This window comes from Haloferax elongans ATCC BAA-1513 (assembly GCF_000336755.1).
Classification (GTDB): Archaea; Halobacteriota; Halobacteria; order Halobacteriales; family Haloferacaceae; genus Haloferax; species Haloferax elongans.
In genome coordinates this window covers 17,009-35,065 of record NZ_AOLK01000023.1, presented here as the reverse complement: position 1 = coordinate 35,065, position 18,057 = coordinate 17,009, and the positions used below count along the sequence as shown (strand labels likewise).

Sequence of the window (18,057 nt, the reverse complement as noted above, 5' to 3'; positions counted from 1 at the left end):
CGCCTGTATTTCGACGTGACGTGGCGGGCATATTTCGAAACCGAGTGACTCCGCCGCGGCGCTCGCGTTCGACACGGCTGTCGCACGTGCGAAAGAAGCCACACTTTTCTACTGGTGGTATGTACCTATAGGTGATTGTTCAGTAATCGCGCATTTCCCACTGCACTATGAAACTCGTCGAACCCACTGATTTCGCCATCCTCGAGTACCTCGCCTCGCACGGTCGAAACAACGCCGTCAACATCGGCGTCGCACTCGGCCAGAAGCGTGCGTACATGAACACGCGTCTTCGTGTACTCGACGACTTCGGCTGTGTGCGTCGCGTCGGCCCCGCAGAGAACTCTGGCCTGTACGAAATTACGGCAAAAGGACATGCAGCGCTCGACAACCGCGACCGCCAACACGACCCTGACGTAGACTTCGAAGCGTTGGTTTCGTCGGCAGCGCAGTCTGACGACGAGTCCTCGTACGACCGGGTTTAAGCGAGTACGGGAGTCGACAGCACGATTGCGGCGTCGCCTTTTTGGCATCTGCTCACGCACCGCAATCCATGGACGTAGAAGAGCTGTCACTTGGTGTCCCGAAGCCGATTCTCGACTCGCTTCCAGACCCGGATGGCGATGCCGCACAGGACATGCAGCAGGCGGTACGAGGTCTCGAAACGCGACTCAACCGAGCGATTGACGAAGCCGACACCGAGTCCGAGGCTGCCGCGTACGTCGTCGACGCCATCGAGCGACTGGAGGACCACTACGAAAAATACGACGAGTTCGTTCCCGAACTCCGAGCGTGGGGACAGTCGCCGATTTACGCGATTGCCTGGCGAAATCTGCAGGGCGACCTGATTTTGCAACTACAGGAGTACGACTGGTTGGCCCCCCACATCGACCGCGAGCGAAACTTACGGCTGGTCGAAGACGGAATCCGATTCGGGAAGCGATAGCGCTCTCTGCTGTGGGGATTCTGGTTCGTGGAAGATGTGATTTGTTGGATGTATATTGCCTATGCAGTACAATATTACCTATTTCGTTTCTAGACTCCATAATGAATGAGATGTGGTCTAATATCTAGGTCTAGAGTTTGTTTGTAGTATAATGTAGGGATTTTAGGTATTTTCCAACTTGTAGAAATCAATTTTAACCCTCATTTGGCACCTCTACAGCAATCTATGGCATTTGTGCGTAAATGCTATATTATTGGTTTTCAAGGCGTGTTATGTTCTCTATTCGATTTCATACTGTCTTCTAGTAGTGCTGTAAATGTGGAATACTACCACCCAACGAGACAACGATGGCAACGACGATCTCTCGATTGAGAGGTCAGGGTATAACAAGCGTACTGCTGTTTTACTATCCGTCTTCAATGCTGTTCGTTCGCCCTCGGAGACCATACCAGCCGAAGTACGCGACGCTGACTGCGGCCACAGACGAGACGATGCGGACTTGGTTCGGCGACCAGAGGAGAACTCCGAGAACGACCCAGAATGCGACGAGCACAGCCGCCTGTGAGGCTTCGTCGTTTCGCCACGTGGTGTAGGCCGTGACGATACCAGCGACGCCTGGGAGGCCCACTGCAGGCTCTTCGAGGGCGATGAAACTGTAGAGGACCAGCCCACCCGACAGGCTCGCGGCAAGCGTCCGTTTGAGGTGTGACGGAATTAGCATCGGTGTACTGGACTCACCGTCTGTCGAAGCGCGGCGAGAGGCGTCGCTGGGTGGGAGGGTTGATGCCGAAGACGATTCGTAGCCACCACTGCTGTTAGGACGAGACAATTTCGAATCGACCCATCGAGAGGGCGAGGGCAATTTCTGACCGGGGATAGACGAACGTCGTTCCGTCTGCTCGCTCTGTTCGGACGATCTCCTCAGTCAACTCCGTCACGACGTGTTCCTCACAGAGCGTCGCGTGCCGAATCGTCGACCCCTCTGAAACCACGTGCGGGGGGACCTCGATCTCGCTTGCCATTACTCCAATCATTCTCGGACGTGGTCAAATATGCTCTGATATGTCAACTATATACTATTCTATAGTCGTCAGGATTCGGCTGTCGATTGGCGGTACTTCGTGACGACTGCGACGAGGAGTGCAACTGCGCCTAACAAGACCGCTGGCTCGACGTCGGTACTGAGGTACAGCCCCGGCGTCGGGGGGTGAAGGCGCGTGAATGGCCACAGCATCGGGTGGGAGACGCCCGACGGTTTCGTCAGGAGTCCGTCGGCGACGAGATGCGAGGCTGCCCCGAGTGAGAGAAGGAAGAAGACCCGCCGTCGTTCGCTCGCGTGGACGACGAGGACGCCAACGAGCACCGAACAGATGACTGCGCCAAGCGTGTGGAGTCCGAACCAGTCGAATGGGAGACCGAGGAGTTGCTCGACGCGAGCGTCTGGAAGGACCAAGTGGCCCTTCGCCAAGTCCGGGATGAACGCGCCGGCCATGACGACTGTCACGTAGGGGCTGGTGAACCACTCGTAGCGCCACGATGCAACTGTGGCGAGACTGTACGCGATGAAGACGTGTGCCAGTAAGTCAGGCATCGTCGCCCTCCGACTGGTAGGTCCGACGCTCTGCCGAGTTGTCGACGCCGAGTAGGCGTCTCCACGAAAGTGGCGTTGGCCGGGGTTCGAGCGACCACGTGCGTCTGTCGACGCGCCACGTTCGAACGAGTCTCGTGAGAACCCACAGACCGGCCCCGAACGACACGAGGTACATGTACGTGAAGTTCGTCGCCGGGATGGTGAACGCGTTTACGACCCGGAGGGTGTGGCCCGGTTGGACGACGCCGAAGACGGCGACGCGTTCGCCGAGTTGGGGGTCGAGGTTCGTGTCCGTGAGTTCGAGGTGAATCGACTCACCAGTCCCGTACTCGTCTTCGATGACGAGTGGGTCAGTTTGGACGACCGTTCCCCAAACTTCTGCTTTCTCGCCGACCCACGCGTCGTAGTCGCCACCGAGGTGGTGGCCATTTGGGTAGGAACCGACTGCGGGGTTAGGCGAGAGCGCACCGAATGCGACCGTGAGTGCGAAGAGACAGCCCAGTAGGGCGAGGAGTCCCGCGAGCCGCCGCATCGGTGTGTCTTTCATTGGAGAGGAGTACTCGGTGGGGAGAAGAAGAAACCTTCTGTCGGGAGCAAACGAGAGCGCCCAGCGCGCTGTGGACTTGCGTGGTGACGCCTGTGTTAGGGTTACTTGAGGTGTCTTCGTCAGCAGTTCGTGAGACAGTTCTCTCGTGGTGACTGTGGCTACTCGGTCGTCTGTTCGTCACCCCCGGCGGCGGCCCGTAACGCCTCGATTCGCTCGGCGGGAGAGACGCCAGCGAGAAGCACCAACACGCCGAGTTGGTTTGCAGACGGCCGTGGATAGTCGCCACCGCGAATTTCCAGGCACTCCGTCTCGTCTTCGACCCAGCTTCGACTCTGCTCGATTGCACTTCGGTTGAGCCACGCTGGTGGCCCGCCCACGACGACGAGCCCACGCGAGGTCGTGTCCACCGCACACGGGAACGTAAGCTGGCCGAGGAGGGCCTCCCGCGTGTGTGTCGTGATTCGGTTCTGGGCGTCGAGGTCGTCGACTTGTTCGGGTTCGTCGGCTCCGATGAGTCGCTTGACTGTCTGTGTGAGTCCGCCAGCGTCACTCTCTGGGAGTTCGCTCGTCGCGTAGCCGAGTGTTGCGACACCACCACCGCGGAGCGTATTGATAATCTCGGATGCGTCGACGACGCTTTCGGCGATGCCGTCGCCTCCCTCACCGGCGGCACAGAGCGTTCCAAAGCGACGTGTAACCGCTGAGACTGCTTCGTCGGTCGACCCGGCGGTCTCCGCGTCGGCACCGATGACGTGGTCGGTAGCAGCGACGAACTTCCGAAGCGTGCGGAGGGCGGTTTCGACACGGTGTGTCTCCTCAATTTCGGGGAGGACGCCGATACCGTAGACGGGTTGGTCGTGGACGCGTGTGAGACGCTTTGCGAGCACTGGTGCAGCGCCACTCGTCACCTCGCCCAGCCCCGCACAGATGATGAAGGCATCCGCCCGTGAGACGGGCGCATCGTCGGTCCCGCGGAGTAATTGGCGGTGGTCCTCTTCTGCGAGTTCGGCTGCTCGTGCTGCGTCGGTGACGGTGTCGCCAGCGCCGAACACGAGTTGCTTCGACTGCGGGATGGTGTCGAGCGACTGGAAGTCGGTTCTTGTCGTGCTGCAGGCGACCCCATCGACGATGAAGTCTGCGCGGCCGTCTTGCTCGAATTTGGTGAGTGCGTCAACTAATTCACTCCCACATTCCCCGACGCCAAAACAGAATACCTTCATGTCTCTTGGCTATGATATAGTGGCGTCTGAATCTTCTGGTCGCCTGCGTGAAGTGGCGTCGGAGCGTACAGAGGGGGTAGGCCTTCGAGTGTAAACCCCGTTGTATGCCCTCGTTCGTGTCTGTGGGTCGGGGTTTGAATCTTAGTGCCGCGTCTCGACCGTGTATCAGGTTGTCGCTGTGGGGAGACTCACTCGACAGTCACGGATTTCGCGAGATTCCGTGGCTTGTCGATGGGACGGCCCATCTCGTCGGCGACGTGGTAGGCGAACAGTTGGAGCGCGACGTTCGCGACGAGAGGTTCGAGTCGACCGAGTTCCGGGACGTCGATGGAGTGTTCACAGAAGGAGTTGGTTTCGTCGGGCGTCGAGAGACCGATGACGGGTGCGCCGCGAGACTCGACTTCCTTGACGTTGTTCACGGTGTCGTCGGCTGCAGCGGCGTCGTTGAGGAACGCCAATACGGGCGTGTTCTCGGTGACGAGTGCGAGGGGGCCGTGTTTCAGTTCGCCAGCAGCGAAGCCCTCGGCGTGGACGTACGAGATTTCTTTGAGTTTGAGCGCGCTTTCGAGTGCGACGGGATAGGCGAGGCCGCGACCGATGAAGAAGAACGCGTCGCTGTCGACGTACTGCTCGGCGAGGCGCTGAATCTTCGGTTCGGCGTCGAGGACCGATTGCACGGCGTTCGGAAGCTGACGAATGTGTTCGACGAGGTCCGCACCGTCCTCGGCCGAGAGCGTGCCACGAAGGCGACCTAGATAGGTGGTGAACAACGCGAGGGTCGTCACCTGCGAGACGAACGTCTTGGAGGCGGCGACACCGATTTCTGGACCGGCCTTGATGAACAGCGAATCGTCGACCTCGCGGGTGATGGTACTGCCGACGGTGTTCGTCACCGCGAACGAGGTCATCCCGGAGGCCTTGGCACGGCGAATCGCAGAGAGGGTGTCTGCCGTCTCGCCGCTTTGGGTGACGGCGACGACGAGCGTCTGGCTTGCGTCGTGGCCGTCGTAAACCTCGTACTCGCTTGCGAGGTCCACGCGAACGGTCACGTCGACGAGCGATTCGAGGAGTTCCTTCATGTACAGCCCGGCGTAATGCGAGGTGCCGCAGGCGACGACGTGAATCTCGTCGAGAGTTCGGAGGAAGTCGTCGTCGAGGTCGATATCGAGGTCGGCGTTTCCGCCGAGTTCGTCGACCCGCCCCGAGATGGTCTGGCGGAGGGCGTGGGGTTGCTCGTGAATCTCCTTGTGCATGTAGTGGTCGTGGCCAGCCTTCCCTGCGGCGTCGGCGTCCCAGTCGACCGTCTGAATCTCGCGTTCGACGCGCTCGCCGTCGTTGAAAATCTCGATGCCGTCTGCGGAGAGGTGAGCGATGTCGCCGTCTTCGAGGTACGAGACCTGCCGGGTGTACTCGACGAACGCCGTCACGTCGCTGCCGAGGTACATCCCCTCGTCGCCGTGGCCGATGACGAGCGGGCTGTCGTGACGGGCGACGACGATTCCCTCGTGGTCGGCATGGGTCGCCGCGATTGCGAAGCTCCCTTCGAGACGGTCGAGCACGCGCGTGACGGCAGCCCGGAGGTCTGCCCCCCGTGCGAGTTCCTCTTCGAGCAGGTGTGGGATGACTTCGGTGTCGGTGTCGCTCTCGAAGATGTGCCCACTGAGTTCGGCTTTCAGCTCCTGGTAGTTCGAGATGATACCGTTGTGGACGACGGCGACGTCACCACTGCAGTCGGTGTGCGGATGGGCGTTCTCATCCGTCGGCTCGCCGTGGGTACTCCAGCGTGTGTGACCGATTCCGTGGGTCGTCTCCGGGTCGGACGGGACGGTGAGACCGTCAATCGTCCCCTCCTGTTTGTGGACGTCCACGTCGCCGTTGACGAGTGCAACCCCCGCCGAGTCGTATCCTCTGTACTCCAAGTTCTTCAGTCCCGACACGAGGACTGACGAACTTTCGTTCGAACCGATGTAACCGATGATTCCACACATGTATGTCTCCCTGTAGCCCCGACTACCCACCTGATGGTCGGGATATGTTGACAGTATATGGCATCTCTCTCGTGGCTATTTAGTGTTGCTGGAACGACTAGTCATTTCCTGAGGACGTGGTGTTTCGGGGTGTGGAGAGTGTGGCGGTCGGAGCGTGAAGAGTGGCAGTCGGGAGGTGAGACGTTGTTGTTCGGGGACGTGATGAAGTGACGTTCGAGAAATCGACTATCAGCTAGCCACGGAACACGTGCGCATCGCCAGGGACTCGCTCTGAGAGCGTGCTTCCGCTTTCGATTGTGGCCTCGTTGCCGACGATTGTGCCCGGGGTGATTGTAACGTTGCTTCCGGTAGTCACGCCGTCACCGACGAGGCCACCGAACCGGACGTCCGTGTGTAGCTCGCCGTTTACTTCGATATTGGACGTGCCACCTTCCAGTGCGTTCAGTGGGCCGATTTCGGAGCCCGCGCCGATAATCGAGTCGCTGACGACAGTCCCCGGTCCGACGACGGCGTCTTCGAGGATGACCGAGTTCGTTATCACCGCATTCGCGCCGATGGTCACGTTCTCGCCGATGACGGTGTTTCGGAGGATTCGCGCGCCGGGTTGGATACGCGAGTGGTCGCCGACGACCACGGGGTCGCCGAGTGTCGCGTCGTCGTCGACGTGGGCGCTGGCAGAGACCGTCGAGTCGTCTCTCGCGAGAATGCCGCTGTTCACCGAGAGGAGGTCCCACGGCCGGGAGAGTTCGAGCCACATCCCATCGTAGTGGACCGCGTGTACCGGGTGCGATTCGAGGTACTGATTGAGCGTGTCGGTCAGTTGGAGTTCGCCGTAGTGGTCCGTCTGCCGGATTGCAGCGAAGATTTCGGGACCGAAGGCGTAGACGCCCGCGTTGACGAGGTTCGAGGTGACTTCGTGTGGTTCGGGTTTCTCCTTGATGGCGGTGATTTGGCCCGCTTCGATTTCGACCGCGCCGTACTGCAGTGGGTCTTCGACTTCGGTGACTGCGAGGCAGGCGTCACCCGTGGCCTCGTGTTTCTGGATGAGTCGCTCGATGAGTTCCGGTTCGACGATTCGGTCGCCGTTGATGACGATGCACGACTCGCTGACCTCGTGTTCGGCTGTGAGGAGCGCGTCGCCTGTTCCTCTGGGGTTGTCTTGGACGGCGTACTGGATGTCGACGTCCCAGTCGGAGCCGTTTTGGAAGTGACTCTGGATGCGTTCGCGTTTGTGGCCGACGACGAGGGTGATTTGGTTGATTCCGGCGCTGTGGAGTGCGTCGACGATGTGCTCCAAGAGCGGCTTGTCGCCGATTGGGAGCATGGCTTTGGGGCGTGTGTCCGTGAGTGGTTGCAGGCGGGTGCCTGTGCCTGCAGCCAATATGATGGCGTTCATACCTACTGAATACCTGTGGAACGATTTAGTTGTATATTCTGATATAAAATTCGGAAGCTAACCGTAGGAACCTTACTGTACCTCAGCGGCTTGGGTGAGTCGCTCTTCGGCTTCGTCACGGTCTTCTGGATACCCGATGTCCATCCGCCAGCCATCTATCTTGATGGCGTCAATGGTACGCCCCGAGCGAATGAGCAAGTCGATAGCCTCGCTAATTTCGTATTCACCACGGTTCGACGGTTGAACGAGATGACACGCGTGGAAAATCTCGGGAGTGAAGGTGTAGAATCCAGTCATCACGAGGTTGGACGGCGGTTCCTCAGGCTTCTCGATAACGTCTGTTATCTCACCGTATTTGTTCGTATCACAGACTCCGTAGCGACCCGCTTCATCCCATGGTACCTCTTCGACGAGGAAGGCAGCATCGGCACGCTGTTCCTGCTGTCGATTGACGACGTCAGCGAGATTAGCGTTGAAGATGTTGTCGCCGAGCATGAGCATGAAGTCGTCATCGATGTGCTCTTCGACGGTGATGAGTGCATGGGCGAGTCCCTTTTGTTCACGCTGGTGGGCGTACGTGATCGGTACCCCTTGGAATTCGTCGCCGTAGTACTCGATGATCTTCTCTTTGAGGTAGCCGACGACGACGACGAGTTCGTCGGCACCGAGGTCAGCGAGTTGCTCGAAGCAGTGTGTGAGGATTGGTTTGTCGTTGACTTCGACCATTCCCTTTGGTTTGTTATCGGTCAGTGGTCGGAGACGGGTACCTTTCCCACCGGCTAGGACGACTGCTTTCATACTCCTTGATGTGTCGCCTTCCTGTATGTGTGTTGTGCATGATTGTATATGAATCGCGATTATTCATACGACACGTAGTTAATAATCATAGCTCTGCACTTCTAGGATAAGTCATCTTTTTGTTTGAGGGAATTGGTGTTTGGTACACACATCGATGAAAATTCTATTTGTGAATCAAAAACCATTCAATAACCCAAGTGGCGCTGAGAGAAGTGCAATAAACGTCGCAGTTGGCCTATCTAAGATTGGTCATCAAGTCGAGTGTTTATACTGTGGTGACGAAACAAGAACTGATTCTTGGAAAATTGAAGGACAATCTATCACCGCACATTCTGTGAAATCAGACTCGATCCATAGTGAATTCGAGTTGTCCCAATCGGCACGAGACCTATTAAGTTGGTTACAGAATCACAACTTGTCCTCTTATGATGTTATTCACTCTCACAACTCTGCAGGACATATTGCGGTCGGAAAACTTGAGAATCAAGATGTTACAAAAGTAGGGACGGTAAGAGACTATAAATGGTTGTGCGAAGGTGATGCAATGTGCCACACAACGGGAAATGACTTTAATTCCTGTACAGATCTCGATTGCTGTGATAGTCTTATCGCTGAAACCCGATGCTCATCAAGACTGTCCAATCGCGGTCGTTATTTCATGCCAATCCGGTTAGTTAGAACAGCATACCGACAAAGCATACAACAAAGGATAAAAAATGGACTTTCTGATATTGACCATGTAATTTCGATAAGTAAATTGATAAAAAATATCCTGGTGTCGAACACTTCACTTAGCACAACCGACGTCACTACCATCTATAATTCTGTACTCTTGGACTCTTATCCTGAACCGCAGTCAAATACTAATAATGAACTTCTATTTGTGGGTTCACTTAAGCCACAAAAAGGTATTCTTGAAGCAATCAAATCGTTCAGTCTAATTTCTGACCGAATTCAGGAGTATGAACTAATAGTTGCCGGTGATGGAAGATTAAGGTCCGATGCTGAGGATCTCGTAGCCGAATTTAGCCTTAGTAGGCGAGTAAGGTTTGTTGGACATGTTGACAGAGATACTATATTACAGTTGTATAGTCAAGCCTCTGTTGTTTTATACCCCTCTGTTTGGCCAGAGCCCTTTGGTCGCGTATCTATTGAAGCAATGGCAAGTGGAACACCAATAGTCGGATCTAAATTTGGTGCAATTCCTGAAGTACTAGATGACTGGCCATCTAGCAGAATTGCAGATCCAACTGATAATGAGCAGTTCTCACAAGAAATTCTCCAAGTGCTAGATTCTGATCACGCCCCGAAAAAATTATCTAAAGAGTCTGTTTACTCACATTTAATCGCGGCAGACAAGCATGAGAAATTATACGTGGAGCTAAATCAATGAGTAAAAACATATTACACTTTGTCAAGAAGTATTGGCCTGCTGCCGGTGGAATACAGACACACGTTCATGAATTGAGTAAAGCACAGGCAGCTTCCTCAAACGTACAGTCTGTTCATATTGCAACACTTGGTGATGGGGAATTAATTGAGAAAAAGGCAGATTACCCTGTCACTGGCCACTTAATAAGTAGCTCCGATCGGATCGCATCTACCGAGCATATCGTAAATCATACTGTCAACAGCATACCTGTATCTTACAGTCTAAAACGGATTGTTAATAAGTTCAATATTGACGTTGTTCATGTCCACGATTTGCCTTTTGAGCTAATTCCATTTGTGAACTACATGAATAATATGTCCTCTGATCGCGTTGACATTGTGACTACTGTTCATTCTTCGTACTTCTTAAACAACCGTGGGACTTGGAAGGACTACCTATTTAAAAACATGCTGGAACAATCCTGTCATGTAATCGCTCCGAGTAATGAAATCAAGTCAGAAGTTCGTGAATTAATTAACACGGACCGTATTAACTCTCTATCTTACATCTCTAATGGGGTTCCAGCACAGTTTTTCACAGATACCTCTGGAGTCTCTACAGACCAATATACGATACTTTGCCCAAGACGGTTGTATCCGAAAAATGGTGTAATCCACTTGGCCAAGTCAATGAAATTCCTCGACCAATACTTGGATTCTTTTGAAGTCGTTTTTGCCGGTAGTGGTCCGGAAAGAGAAGAAATTGTAAGGACTATTGAAGCCGATAATCAGATGAGAAATGCAAACTTCCGTGGAGAGGTAGATTATGAAGAGATGCCTGAGCTCTATTCTTCAGCAGATGTTTCTGTTTTTCCGTCCTTGAAAGAAGCCACTAGCATTGCAGCTCTTGAATCAATGGCATCCGGAACACCGGTAGTAGCAACTAATGTTGGTGGTCTAACCCAAATCATCGAGAATGGCCGAGAGGGGCTGTTAGTTGATCCAGCCCAACCAGATGAGATAGCGTCTGCCGTCGATAAGTTACTAAAAAGTAATCAGTATGATGAGTATCAGAGAAATGCGAAACAGAGGGCAGAAAACAACTCTTGGGAAAAGATGGTCGACGAAAAGCTACCATACTAATCCAATATCAACCTGACTTATCCTATGAACAAAGAAACGTCTAAAAGGGAACAAAATATTCTGTACGGTGTATTATCAAATTACTCGTCATCTATACTAATATTATTCGGGACGATGATTTTTACTCCCGTTTTAGTTCGGCTCATATCCACTGAACAATACGGAAACCTCTCAACAGTCCTTTCAGTTCACTCTATAGTTGGGCCACTTGCTACAGTTGGCATGTTTAATTCAATTAGAAAACACTACCCTATTGCCAATGAGTCTGGTTTAGAGAGCCAATTAACCACATTTTCGTTCGTATTTCTGATTTCAATCGGTATCGCAACCACAGTATCGTCTTGGTTGGTCATCTTCATCATGGATGGGTTCAACTTTATTGAATCTGTTCTGCTTGAACCTTTATTGATTGTTTTCTTTGCGACTATTTTCAATAACTGCATTGAGTATTCCAGATCAGTATTGTATTCAAAATCTGAAGAAGCAAAAGCAGAAATAATTAAAATATTTAAGAAATTCTTGTACTTTGGGCCCGCAATCTTTGTTTCCTACTTGGGACTTGATATTCGATCTATACTTTTCACGTTTGTAGTAAGCTCCGTTCTTTCGTCGGCCATTGGTATTTATTTCATACGGGGGGAACTCAATATTAGTGTCAATAGTATATATCGTGGGTGGGATGAATTCGGTTTTGACTTGATTTCGTTCGGAGGGTGGTCGGCGATCTCATTAGCTATTTCATCATTGATATATAATGCAGACATAATACTAGTCCGAACCTTGCTAGGTGGTAAACAGACAGGGATATACACCGCTGCCTTAACAATATCACAGCTGTTGTGGCTTTTTCCGAGAGGTGTTCAATCAATTCTGTTCCATAATATTTCTAGCTTATACCAAGAGGATAAGCCTAAGGAGATAATTCATCATACCTCCAAATGGCTTGACAATATATTTTTAATTCTAACCCTGTTCGGTGTCGGAATCTATGTGCTATCTGATTCATTCTTCGTGGTTTACTTTGGGAATGACTATATTAGCTCGGTGGCTCCATTTAAGATCTTGATGATTGGGACATTTGTATTTGGAATTGCTCGGGTTCTCTCACCAATAATCGAAGTATCTGGTTATATCCGACACAACACTCTTGTATCCTTCTTAGTTCTCATAACTAATGTAGTGTTGAATATTTTACTGATTCCTGAATTTGGACTCAAAGGAGCTGCTATGGCGACGTCTATATCGTACTTTGTGAAAATCATTCAGTATGGACTGATTCTTCAATATGCAGGATATAATGTAATTTCTGACTTTAATTGGATTCGGAACATCGCCCTCACTATCTCTTTCTTCTTCACCTTTAGATTAGCTAAGGAATTGGTCTTTTTACCAGATCTACTTGAGCTACTTGTCCTGCCTATTATCGGGTTTATTATATTTGTGTTATTGGGTGTCTCCCTAGGCATGATCACCCAGTCCTCGATCAATCAAGTGAAGAATATCTTGGGCATAAGCAAATTGAATTAACTTGGCTATGATAATTCAACTAAGAATTATTACTAATTCTTTAGCCTACTAATATAGAAAAGTGGGGCATCGGTTGGTCTAATCTGTGGCCTCGTCTAACCGTCCGAATACTCTATCAAAACTTATGTATTTGCCTACAGACCCAATCATATGGACATACTCATTTTTTACGGACTAATCTTTCTCTTGTCCCTCATTCTAATATTATGGACTTTCGATGGTCGAAGTAAACTTGCTTCAGGTATTATTGCATCCACTTCAGTTTTTATCACACGTTTTCTTCCCTCTGTAAGTCAGTATCGGAAGCCATGGCACGATAGTTATTTTTATTCAACAGCATTCGAAAGCATCATTCGAAATAACAAGGCAGTTGCACCACAAGTCCAAACTTGGTACCCCGGTGTAGAACATCTGCTAAACTACCCGGCAATGCATTATGTCACAGCGACTATCGCTGAAGTGACTGGTATCACTGATCCAACTTTGCTTCGTGCAGTCACTCCAGCACTATTTTCGGTTGCTACGCTCGCTCTTCTTGTTGGGATTGCATCAAAATTGTTTGGCACCCACTATGGAATTGTTGTCGGATATACTATCTCTCAACTGGATACTTTCATATCTTATCAAACCCAGTATCACGCTCAAGGGTTTGCTCTGGCATTGTTCTCCCTCATTGTGTTCATAACGATTCATATCATTCAAACACGAGATCGAAAACGAGGTATGATTCTATATGCAGTAGTGGTATTTTCATTTGCAATTTCACACCGGTTCTCAACATTGGCAATTCTCGGGGTACTTCCCCTACTTGTTGCTGGAACACTCGTTTACAGGATGATTGGACGGACCCGGTCTAAGACGAGTAGGTCTTTCAACTACCTAACTTATATCCTATTGACTCTTCTCGCCCTTCTCTCAGTTCATACTCTAGTTCATGTTGGGGTCGTCAACATGGTTCTCACCCGTGCAACACTGCTTGTCCGCGGTGCAGAACTTGGGTTCTACTCTGGGCCTTCTACGTTCACTACACAAACTCCAACCGTTCTGGATTATCTCAGCTCAGTAATCAAAGCTGTACTTGGTATCCTTGCTCTTCCGACTATTGTCTATAGTTTTGTCACAGATTGCGATGATACAACAAGGTTCCTTGTTACACTTCTGGGTGCTGTTGGTCTCCTTGGTATTATAACAGCAGTAGTAGACTACGATATGCTTGTTAGGCTTATACTCTTTTCATATATCCCACTTGCACTCCTTGCATTTTGGACTGTCCATGAGCGTTTCTCTAGCAATCATGCTCAGAAATTGACTGTCGTCCTTTCTGTCGCACTGGTTATGATGAGTGTGATGACTGCAACTGTTCCGAGCCTTGTTGATCCGAGCAGTGATGTGCGAGCAGATGGGTTTAGCGATGTTACTCCAATGACAATGGAACAAGAGAAAACTGGTGGACAATGGCTTCAGAAATATGCTGTTTCAGATAAAGCTGCAGTGACACTAACTACACGTATGGGTGTTTTGTATTATGGAAACCTGAAGATCTCAGACGTTCGATTCATTCATCGAGCTAGTAATCAAGATTACTACGTTGTTGATTCTGAACGTCGAAGCTTGCCGTTATTACCTCAAGTTTACACAAATGGCCGAACTTCTGTCAAATGTAATATGACAGTACTATCTAGTTAACCCCATTCGAGATGCGAGCGAGTCGTTAAGATACTGAGTTCACTGAATCGAATTTCAAAGACATTTGAGGCCGTTCGCTGCCCAGGTCATGCTGTAAGGGAATGGCTATACCCAAATGGGGCGGCAGTCAGAGGTGCAACTATACTCTTGTGATTACGTTGGTTACTCACGGGCGTACGCGTTGAGGTGATGCTAACTGTATTCTATGATTATGATTAGGTATAGTTTGAGGATCTATGTGCTGTTAAGAAAATCAAGCCTCTCAACTCATTCGATTATCACATACCGATAAACGTTCAACCAGTAAATATACTATTTAATTAAATATAATTTAAATCATGTGGTCTGTCGGTAATGCTCGATAAGTTGCTCAGTAGCAGCATTCCAGGTGAATTTTGATTCTACTCGGGTTAAGCCAGATTCACTCAGTTCGTGTTGTAATTCTGGATTTTCTATGAGGTCACACACTTGTTTAGCGATTGGACTCACAGAAGCGGGTTCACAGAGTAAGCCAGCATCCCCTACCACTTCAGGAATTGCACTTGATGTTGTACTCACAACTGGTAACCCAGATGCCATAGCTTCTATGAGGACCATCCCAAATCCCTCCAGAAGCGAAGGGAAAGCAAAAATATCTGCTCCACGGTAGTACTCCGGCAATTTCTCGTCAGGCACAAACCCCTCAAAACGGATATTATCTTTAACACCAAGGCTATCTGCCAACTCCTCGTACGTATCTGATTCCCCTCCTCCGACTATCACAAGTCCAGTTTTGGGATATTTGTCTAGAATAGTGGGGAGCGACTGTATCAGGTATTCTATCCCTTTTCTATCCATTAGCGGGCCAACGTACAACAACACAGTTTCCCATTCGTTAAATTCTATGTCTGATGGTCCTGGATTGTATTTTCCTGTATCAACTCCATTTGGCACAACTACTAACTTCTCGTCATCAACTCCTCTCTCAGAGAGGTCGGTCGCGGAATATTCAGATACAGCAACAACCTTGTCTGAGATCTCATAACACTGTTTCCACAATAGGTGGCTAGATGGCAAGTATAGATATTCTAATGGTTGGGATGGATCATCCCAGTGGTGATAGTGAGAAACGAGTTTCGTAGAAAAGAATTTGTGAATAATTGGTGTGAAGGCGTGGACGACATCCGATGTCTCCAGAAGCTCTGAGTACGACTTGAATGATATATTTAAAGACAGTAGATCGAGTGAAAGGAGACTACCAACTCTACCTAAATATCTTCGCGTATCTGAAACTCGATGGATTCGAACCCCTTGGTCTTCTCCATGTTTTTCAGACCCTCCATTTCGGTAAGTCGTCAGCACATGGACCTCATGACCTTTATCCACCAGGTTTCTAGCAAATTCTTGTATAACTCGTTCAATACCTGGGTTGAACCCGCGCTCTGGATATGGGTATATGTATGTTAAGAAGGTAACTTTCATTGTATCAGTTTCTCATATATTTTCTCAGTCTCTTTTGCGACAGACGACCAAGAAAAGTTCTCTTGGATATACTGTTTTACTGAAGATTCATCTGGGCTCTTCCCATCGAGATGATTTCTAATACTTTGACACAAGTCATTCACGTCTGGCTTAGATACCTGACATCCTGGGTGATTAAGCCATTCTGACACTCCACAGACATTTGTTGCAATTACTGGTGTACCGCATGCCATTGCTTCGATAACTACATTTCCAAATGATTCGTATCTATCCTTTGAAGGTAGAACAAATAGGTCGGCATCAACATAGGCCTCTAGCTTGTCTGTGTCATAAAGCGGCCCTATAAATTTGGTTTGAGCTTGAATTCCTTTTCTTTCTGCGTAAGACTTCCATTGGCTTTGAGCACCCTCATCAGGACCTACAAAAACAAGTCTGATATTTTCCCTCTCTAACTGACTGACTGCATCTATAAGGAGGTCTCCTCCTTTTCTCGGGTGTAGACGGCTCAAAAATAGAATTACTTTTTCTCGGGAATCAATATTATTGGAATGTTTAAATCTCCCTTGCTCTGGCAGGTCTTGATATACCTCTGTAGAGATCCCATTTGGAACTTTAGCAACTTTGTCTGTATTGATACTAGGGAAGATGTCGTCATACAGCGACCCCTCACTTTCAGACGATGCAACTAACTGATCGACCGCAGTAATCATTTGTTCCCCAATCACCCGGTCAAAGGCTAGCTTCAGGTGGCTCAATTCGTATCTAGGCATAGATCCTCGGGGTTGGTGAACGTGAGGAATTCCAGCAACTGTACTTGCGAAGTGGGCGAAGACACTTGGAGGCGACCGAAATTCATGCGAATGAACTACATCATAATCTGAACAATTTCGGAGGAGATACAGCATCATTTTTGGAGGGATCTGAATATTCTTCCATGATAGCTTATTACTTAAATTCCGAAACCGGTATACTTCAACACCATCTGACCATGTCGGGTTGTTATTAATTTCTACTCGGCTAGCCTCATCTTTTGCGTCAGTAGTGACTACGGTAACCTCATGACCCAGATCAGCTAGTGCTGCTGTAAGATGCTGAATTGAGCGAGGTGGGCCTCCGTAGGCATATGCTGGGGGGAAGCTCCCGCATACATGTAATATTTTCATTCTCTCACCAATTTGCTGATACTGTTCGTGGCTCTCTGGCCAATTACCTCCCAATCATGCTCTTCGTTTATAACCTTAATACCATTCTCACCCATCTCTTCACGTAGCTCTGGGTTCTGAATTAGGGTTTCCATGGCGTCCTTTATGGTTAATCTCTCATTGCACGTCGCTACACCCGTGTTTCTTTGCTCACTTATTTTTGTGATTTCTTTAACTGAGCTTGCAATATATGATGTTCCGACGGCCATTGCCTCGAGCATTTTGTTCGGTCGTGCGTAATCGAGACTATGTTCTGTTTTTAAAGGAACTAGACTTACTTTGGCTGATGACAATCGCTCGGGTATCTCTTCGCGTGGCACGAGTCCAACAAACGTAACACGGTCTTCAATATCAAGTGATTCAACTAACTTTTCAAGTTCTTCTCGCCGTTCACCATCTCCAACTATCGAAAGGGTCAAATTCAAGTCCAATTCTGCAAATGCTTCGAGGAATGGGATAAACGCTTGTCCAGTTCCAAGGTTCCCAGTATATATAATATCTGAACCATTATTAGTGGTGTTCGTGTCTGGCGAGAATAATTCAGTATTGACTCCAAACGGAATGATTTCTATTTTTTCTTCATGGACCTCTGGATATTTTTCTAGATAGAATTCGCACATAGTCTCCGTTATGACAAATATCTTATCTGAAATGTGCATTGATGAATATTCTAGCATATTAACAAATCGGTACTGGAGTGAATCTTCATCAACGTAGCCTAAGTCAGCAGCGTTGTCAAGCCACAAATCAAAAATATCGACGACCCACCTCCGTCCCATTAGTTTAGAAACGACACCTGGAAGATATGTTGTGTGAGGTGCCGACATTGTCACTACAACGTCGAATCGCCACCAGTTCAGGAGGACATATAGCGTAGCTAGGACAGCAAAGACACCGTAATTGAGGACGCGACCTACTATCCGGTCGTCATCCTTTGGCTGCCATGTCCACAACCGCGTGACTGGAATATCGTTTATTTCGTCTTGTGCGTAGGGTGTCCAGTCACGGTCGAATTCACCGTATGGAAACGTCGGTGGTGGACACAGTACTCGTGCTTCTACGTTTTCTGAAAGGTTCTTGGAGAGTTTTTCCCATCGATGCGCACCCCCCATTGATTCTGGCGGAAAAAACTGGGAGATGACAAGCAAACGTACTGACCCGTCGTCGGACTGGAAGGTGGACAT

The 18,057-nt window shown here is 49.9% G+C and carries 17 protein-coding genes; 6 read left to right on the top strand and 11 right to left on the bottom strand.

Annotated features, from left to right (window positions below):
* Nucleotides 1-167 precede the first annotated feature (167 nt).
* Together C453_RS16840 and C453_RS16835 are read left to right on the top strand one after the other, a co-directional pair.
* Nucleotides 168-482: a hypothetical protein gene (locus C453_RS16840; RefSeq protein WP_008326375.1), complete on the top strand. Its 315-nt coding sequence runs from the start codon at nucleotides 168-170 to the stop codon at nucleotides 480-482.
* 68 nt (nucleotides 483-550) lie between these two features.
* The gene (locus tag C453_RS16835) at nucleotides 551-943 is read left to right on the top strand and encodes a hypothetical protein (protein WP_008326373.1); all 393 of its coding nucleotides are present in this window, start codon (nucleotides 551-553) and stop codon (nucleotides 941-943) included.
* A gap of 406 nt (nucleotides 944-1,349) precedes the next feature.
* Here C453_RS16835 and C453_RS16830 read toward each other — a convergent pair whose 3' ends face one another.
* From C453_RS16830 to aglF, 8 genes are all read right to left on the bottom strand, one after another.
* Nucleotides 1,350-1,664, bottom strand: a complete 315-nt coding sequence (locus tag C453_RS16830) for a hypothetical protein (RefSeq protein ID WP_008326371.1) — start codon at nucleotides 1,662-1,664, stop codon at nucleotides 1,350-1,352.
* Nucleotides 1,665-1,758: 94 nt separating this feature from the next.
* Nucleotides 1,759-1,965, bottom strand: coding sequence for a hypothetical protein (locus C453_RS16825; RefSeq protein ID WP_008326369.1), 207 nt, complete (start codon nucleotides 1,963-1,965; stop codon nucleotides 1,759-1,761).
* A 68-nt stretch (nucleotides 1,966-2,033) separates the two neighbouring features.
* A complete protein-coding gene (locus C453_RS16820) occupies nucleotides 2,034-2,534 on the bottom strand; it encodes a metal-dependent hydrolase (protein ID WP_008326367.1) in 501 nt (166 codons plus the stop codon).
* Entirely contained in the window at nucleotides 2,527-3,081 is a 555-nt protein-coding gene (locus tag C453_RS16815) for a hypothetical protein (RefSeq protein WP_008326364.1), read from the bottom strand. The genes C453_RS16820 and C453_RS16815 overlap by 8 nt, the downstream gene beginning before the upstream one ends.
* 158 nt (nucleotides 3,082-3,239) lie before the next feature.
* Entirely contained in the window at nucleotides 3,240-4,301 is a 1,062-nt protein-coding gene (locus C453_RS16810; RefSeq protein ID WP_008326362.1) for a tubulin/FtsZ family protein, read from the bottom strand.
* A gap of 188 nt (nucleotides 4,302-4,489) precedes the next feature.
* Entirely contained in the window at nucleotides 4,490-6,289 is a 1,800-nt protein-coding gene (gene glmS, locus C453_RS16805; protein WP_008326360.1) for a glutamine--fructose-6-phosphate transaminase (isomerizing), read from the bottom strand.
* A gap of 232 nt (nucleotides 6,290-6,521) precedes the next feature.
* Nucleotides 6,522-7,685: a bifunctional sugar-1-phosphate nucleotidylyltransferase/acetyltransferase gene (gene glmU / locus C453_RS16800; protein ID WP_083881624.1), complete on the bottom strand. Its 1,164-nt coding sequence runs from the start codon at nucleotides 7,683-7,685 to the stop codon at nucleotides 6,522-6,524.
* A 72-nt stretch (nucleotides 7,686-7,757) separates the two neighbouring features.
* Nucleotides 7,758-8,483: a UTP--glucose-1-phosphate uridylyltransferase AglF gene (aglF, locus tag C453_RS16795; RefSeq protein WP_049907822.1), complete on the bottom strand. Its 726-nt coding sequence runs from the start codon at nucleotides 8,481-8,483 to the stop codon at nucleotides 7,758-7,760.
* Between the two features lie 658 nt (nucleotides 8,484-9,141).
* Between aglF and C453_RS20925 the strand changes: the two genes are divergently transcribed.
* From C453_RS20925 to C453_RS20040, 4 genes are all read left to right on the top strand, one after another.
* Entirely contained in the window at nucleotides 9,142-9,876 is a 735-nt protein-coding gene (locus C453_RS20925) for a glycosyltransferase family 4 protein (protein WP_338035952.1), read from the top strand.
* A complete protein-coding gene (locus tag C453_RS19660) occupies nucleotides 9,873-10,997 on the top strand; it encodes a glycosyltransferase family 4 protein (RefSeq protein ID WP_083881622.1) in 1,125 nt (374 codons plus the stop codon). The genes C453_RS20925 and C453_RS19660 overlap by 4 nt, the downstream gene beginning before the upstream one ends.
* Before the next feature lie 24 nt (nucleotides 10,998-11,021).
* A complete protein-coding gene (locus tag C453_RS16785) occupies nucleotides 11,022-12,524 on the top strand; it encodes an oligosaccharide flippase family protein (protein WP_083881621.1) in 1,503 nt (500 codons plus the stop codon).
* 150 nt (nucleotides 12,525-12,674) lie between these two features.
* The gene (locus C453_RS20040) at nucleotides 12,675-14,210 is read left to right on the top strand and encodes a hypothetical protein (protein WP_152418087.1); all 1,536 of its coding nucleotides are present in this window, start codon (nucleotides 12,675-12,677) and stop codon (nucleotides 14,208-14,210) included.
* 336 nt (nucleotides 14,211-14,546) lie between these two features.
* Here C453_RS20040 and C453_RS19655 read toward each other — a convergent pair whose 3' ends face one another.
* Genes C453_RS19655 through C453_RS16780 form a run of 3 tightly spaced genes read right to left on the bottom strand, consistent with a single transcriptional unit; the run spans nucleotide 14,547 to nucleotide 18,057 of the window.
* Nucleotides 14,547-15,671, bottom strand: coding sequence for a glycosyltransferase family 4 protein (locus C453_RS19655; RefSeq protein WP_083881620.1), 1,125 nt, complete (start codon nucleotides 15,669-15,671; stop codon nucleotides 14,547-14,549).
* Nucleotides 15,668-16,834, bottom strand: a complete 1,167-nt coding sequence (locus tag C453_RS19650; RefSeq protein WP_008326350.1) for a glycosyltransferase — start codon at nucleotides 16,832-16,834, stop codon at nucleotides 15,668-15,670. The genes C453_RS19655 and C453_RS19650 overlap by 4 nt, the downstream gene beginning before the upstream one ends.
* The gene (locus C453_RS16780; protein ID WP_083881619.1) at nucleotides 16,831-18,057 is read right to left on the bottom strand and encodes a glycosyltransferase family 4 protein; all 1,227 of its coding nucleotides are present in this window, start codon (nucleotides 18,055-18,057) and stop codon (nucleotides 16,831-16,833) included. The genes C453_RS19650 and C453_RS16780 overlap by 4 nt, the downstream gene beginning before the upstream one ends.

Bases quoted from the DNA above. Each gene is read 5' to 3' on its own strand.
- C453_RS19660 (WP_083881622.1), top strand. From the start codon at position 9,873: ATGAGTAAAAACATATTACACTTTGTCAAGAAGTATTGGCCTGCTGCC.
- C453_RS16815 (WP_008326364.1), bottom strand. From the start codon at position 3,081: ATGAAAGACACACCGATGCGGCGGCTCGCGGGACTCCTCGCCCTACTG.
- aglF (WP_049907822.1), bottom strand. From the start codon at position 8,483: ATGAAAGCAGTCGTCCTAGCCGGTGGGAAAGGTACCCGTCTCCGACCA.
- C453_RS19655 (WP_083881620.1), bottom strand. From the start codon at position 15,671: ATGAAAGTTACCTTCTTAACATACATATACCCATATCCAGAGCGCGGG.
- C453_RS16820 (WP_008326367.1), bottom strand. From the start codon at position 2,534: ATGCCTGACTTACTGGCACACGTCTTCATCGCGTACAGTCTCGCCACA.
- C453_RS16830 (WP_008326371.1), bottom strand. From the start codon at position 1,664: ATGCTAATTCCGTCACACCTCAAACGGACGCTTGCCGCGAGCCTGTCG.
- C453_RS20040 (WP_152418087.1), top strand. From the start codon at position 12,675: ATGGACATACTCATTTTTTACGGACTAATCTTTCTCTTGTCCCTCATT.
- C453_RS16780 (WP_083881619.1), bottom strand. From the start codon at position 18,057: ATGTCCACCTTCCAGTCCGACGACGGGTCAGTACGTTTGCTTGTCATC.
- glmU (WP_083881624.1), bottom strand. From the start codon at position 7,685: ATGAACGCCATCATATTGGCTGCAGGCACAGGCACCCGCCTGCAACCA.
- C453_RS16840 (WP_008326375.1), top strand. From the start codon at position 168: ATGAAACTCGTCGAACCCACTGATTTCGCCATCCTCGAGTACCTCGCC.
- C453_RS16810 (WP_008326362.1), bottom strand. From the start codon at position 4,301: ATGAAGGTATTCTGTTTTGGCGTCGGGGAATGTGGGAGTGAATTAGTT.
- C453_RS16785 (WP_083881621.1), top strand. From the start codon at position 11,022: ATGAACAAAGAAACGTCTAAAAGGGAACAAAATATTCTGTACGGTGTA.
- C453_RS16825 (WP_008326369.1), bottom strand. From the start codon at position 1,965: ATGGCAAGCGAGATCGAGGTCCCCCCGCACGTGGTTTCAGAGGGGTCG.
- C453_RS19650 (WP_008326350.1), bottom strand. From the start codon at position 16,834: ATGAAAATATTACATGTATGCGGGAGCTTCCCCCCAGCATATGCCTAC.
- glmS (WP_008326360.1), bottom strand. From the start codon at position 6,289: ATGTGTGGAATCATCGGTTACATCGGTTCGAACGAAAGTTCGTCAGTC.
- C453_RS20925 (WP_338035952.1), top strand. From the start codon at position 9,142: ATGCCAATCCGGTTAGTTAGAACAGCATACCGACAAAGCATACAACAA.
- C453_RS16835 (WP_008326373.1), top strand. From the start codon at position 551: ATGGACGTAGAAGAGCTGTCACTTGGTGTCCCGAAGCCGATTCTCGAC.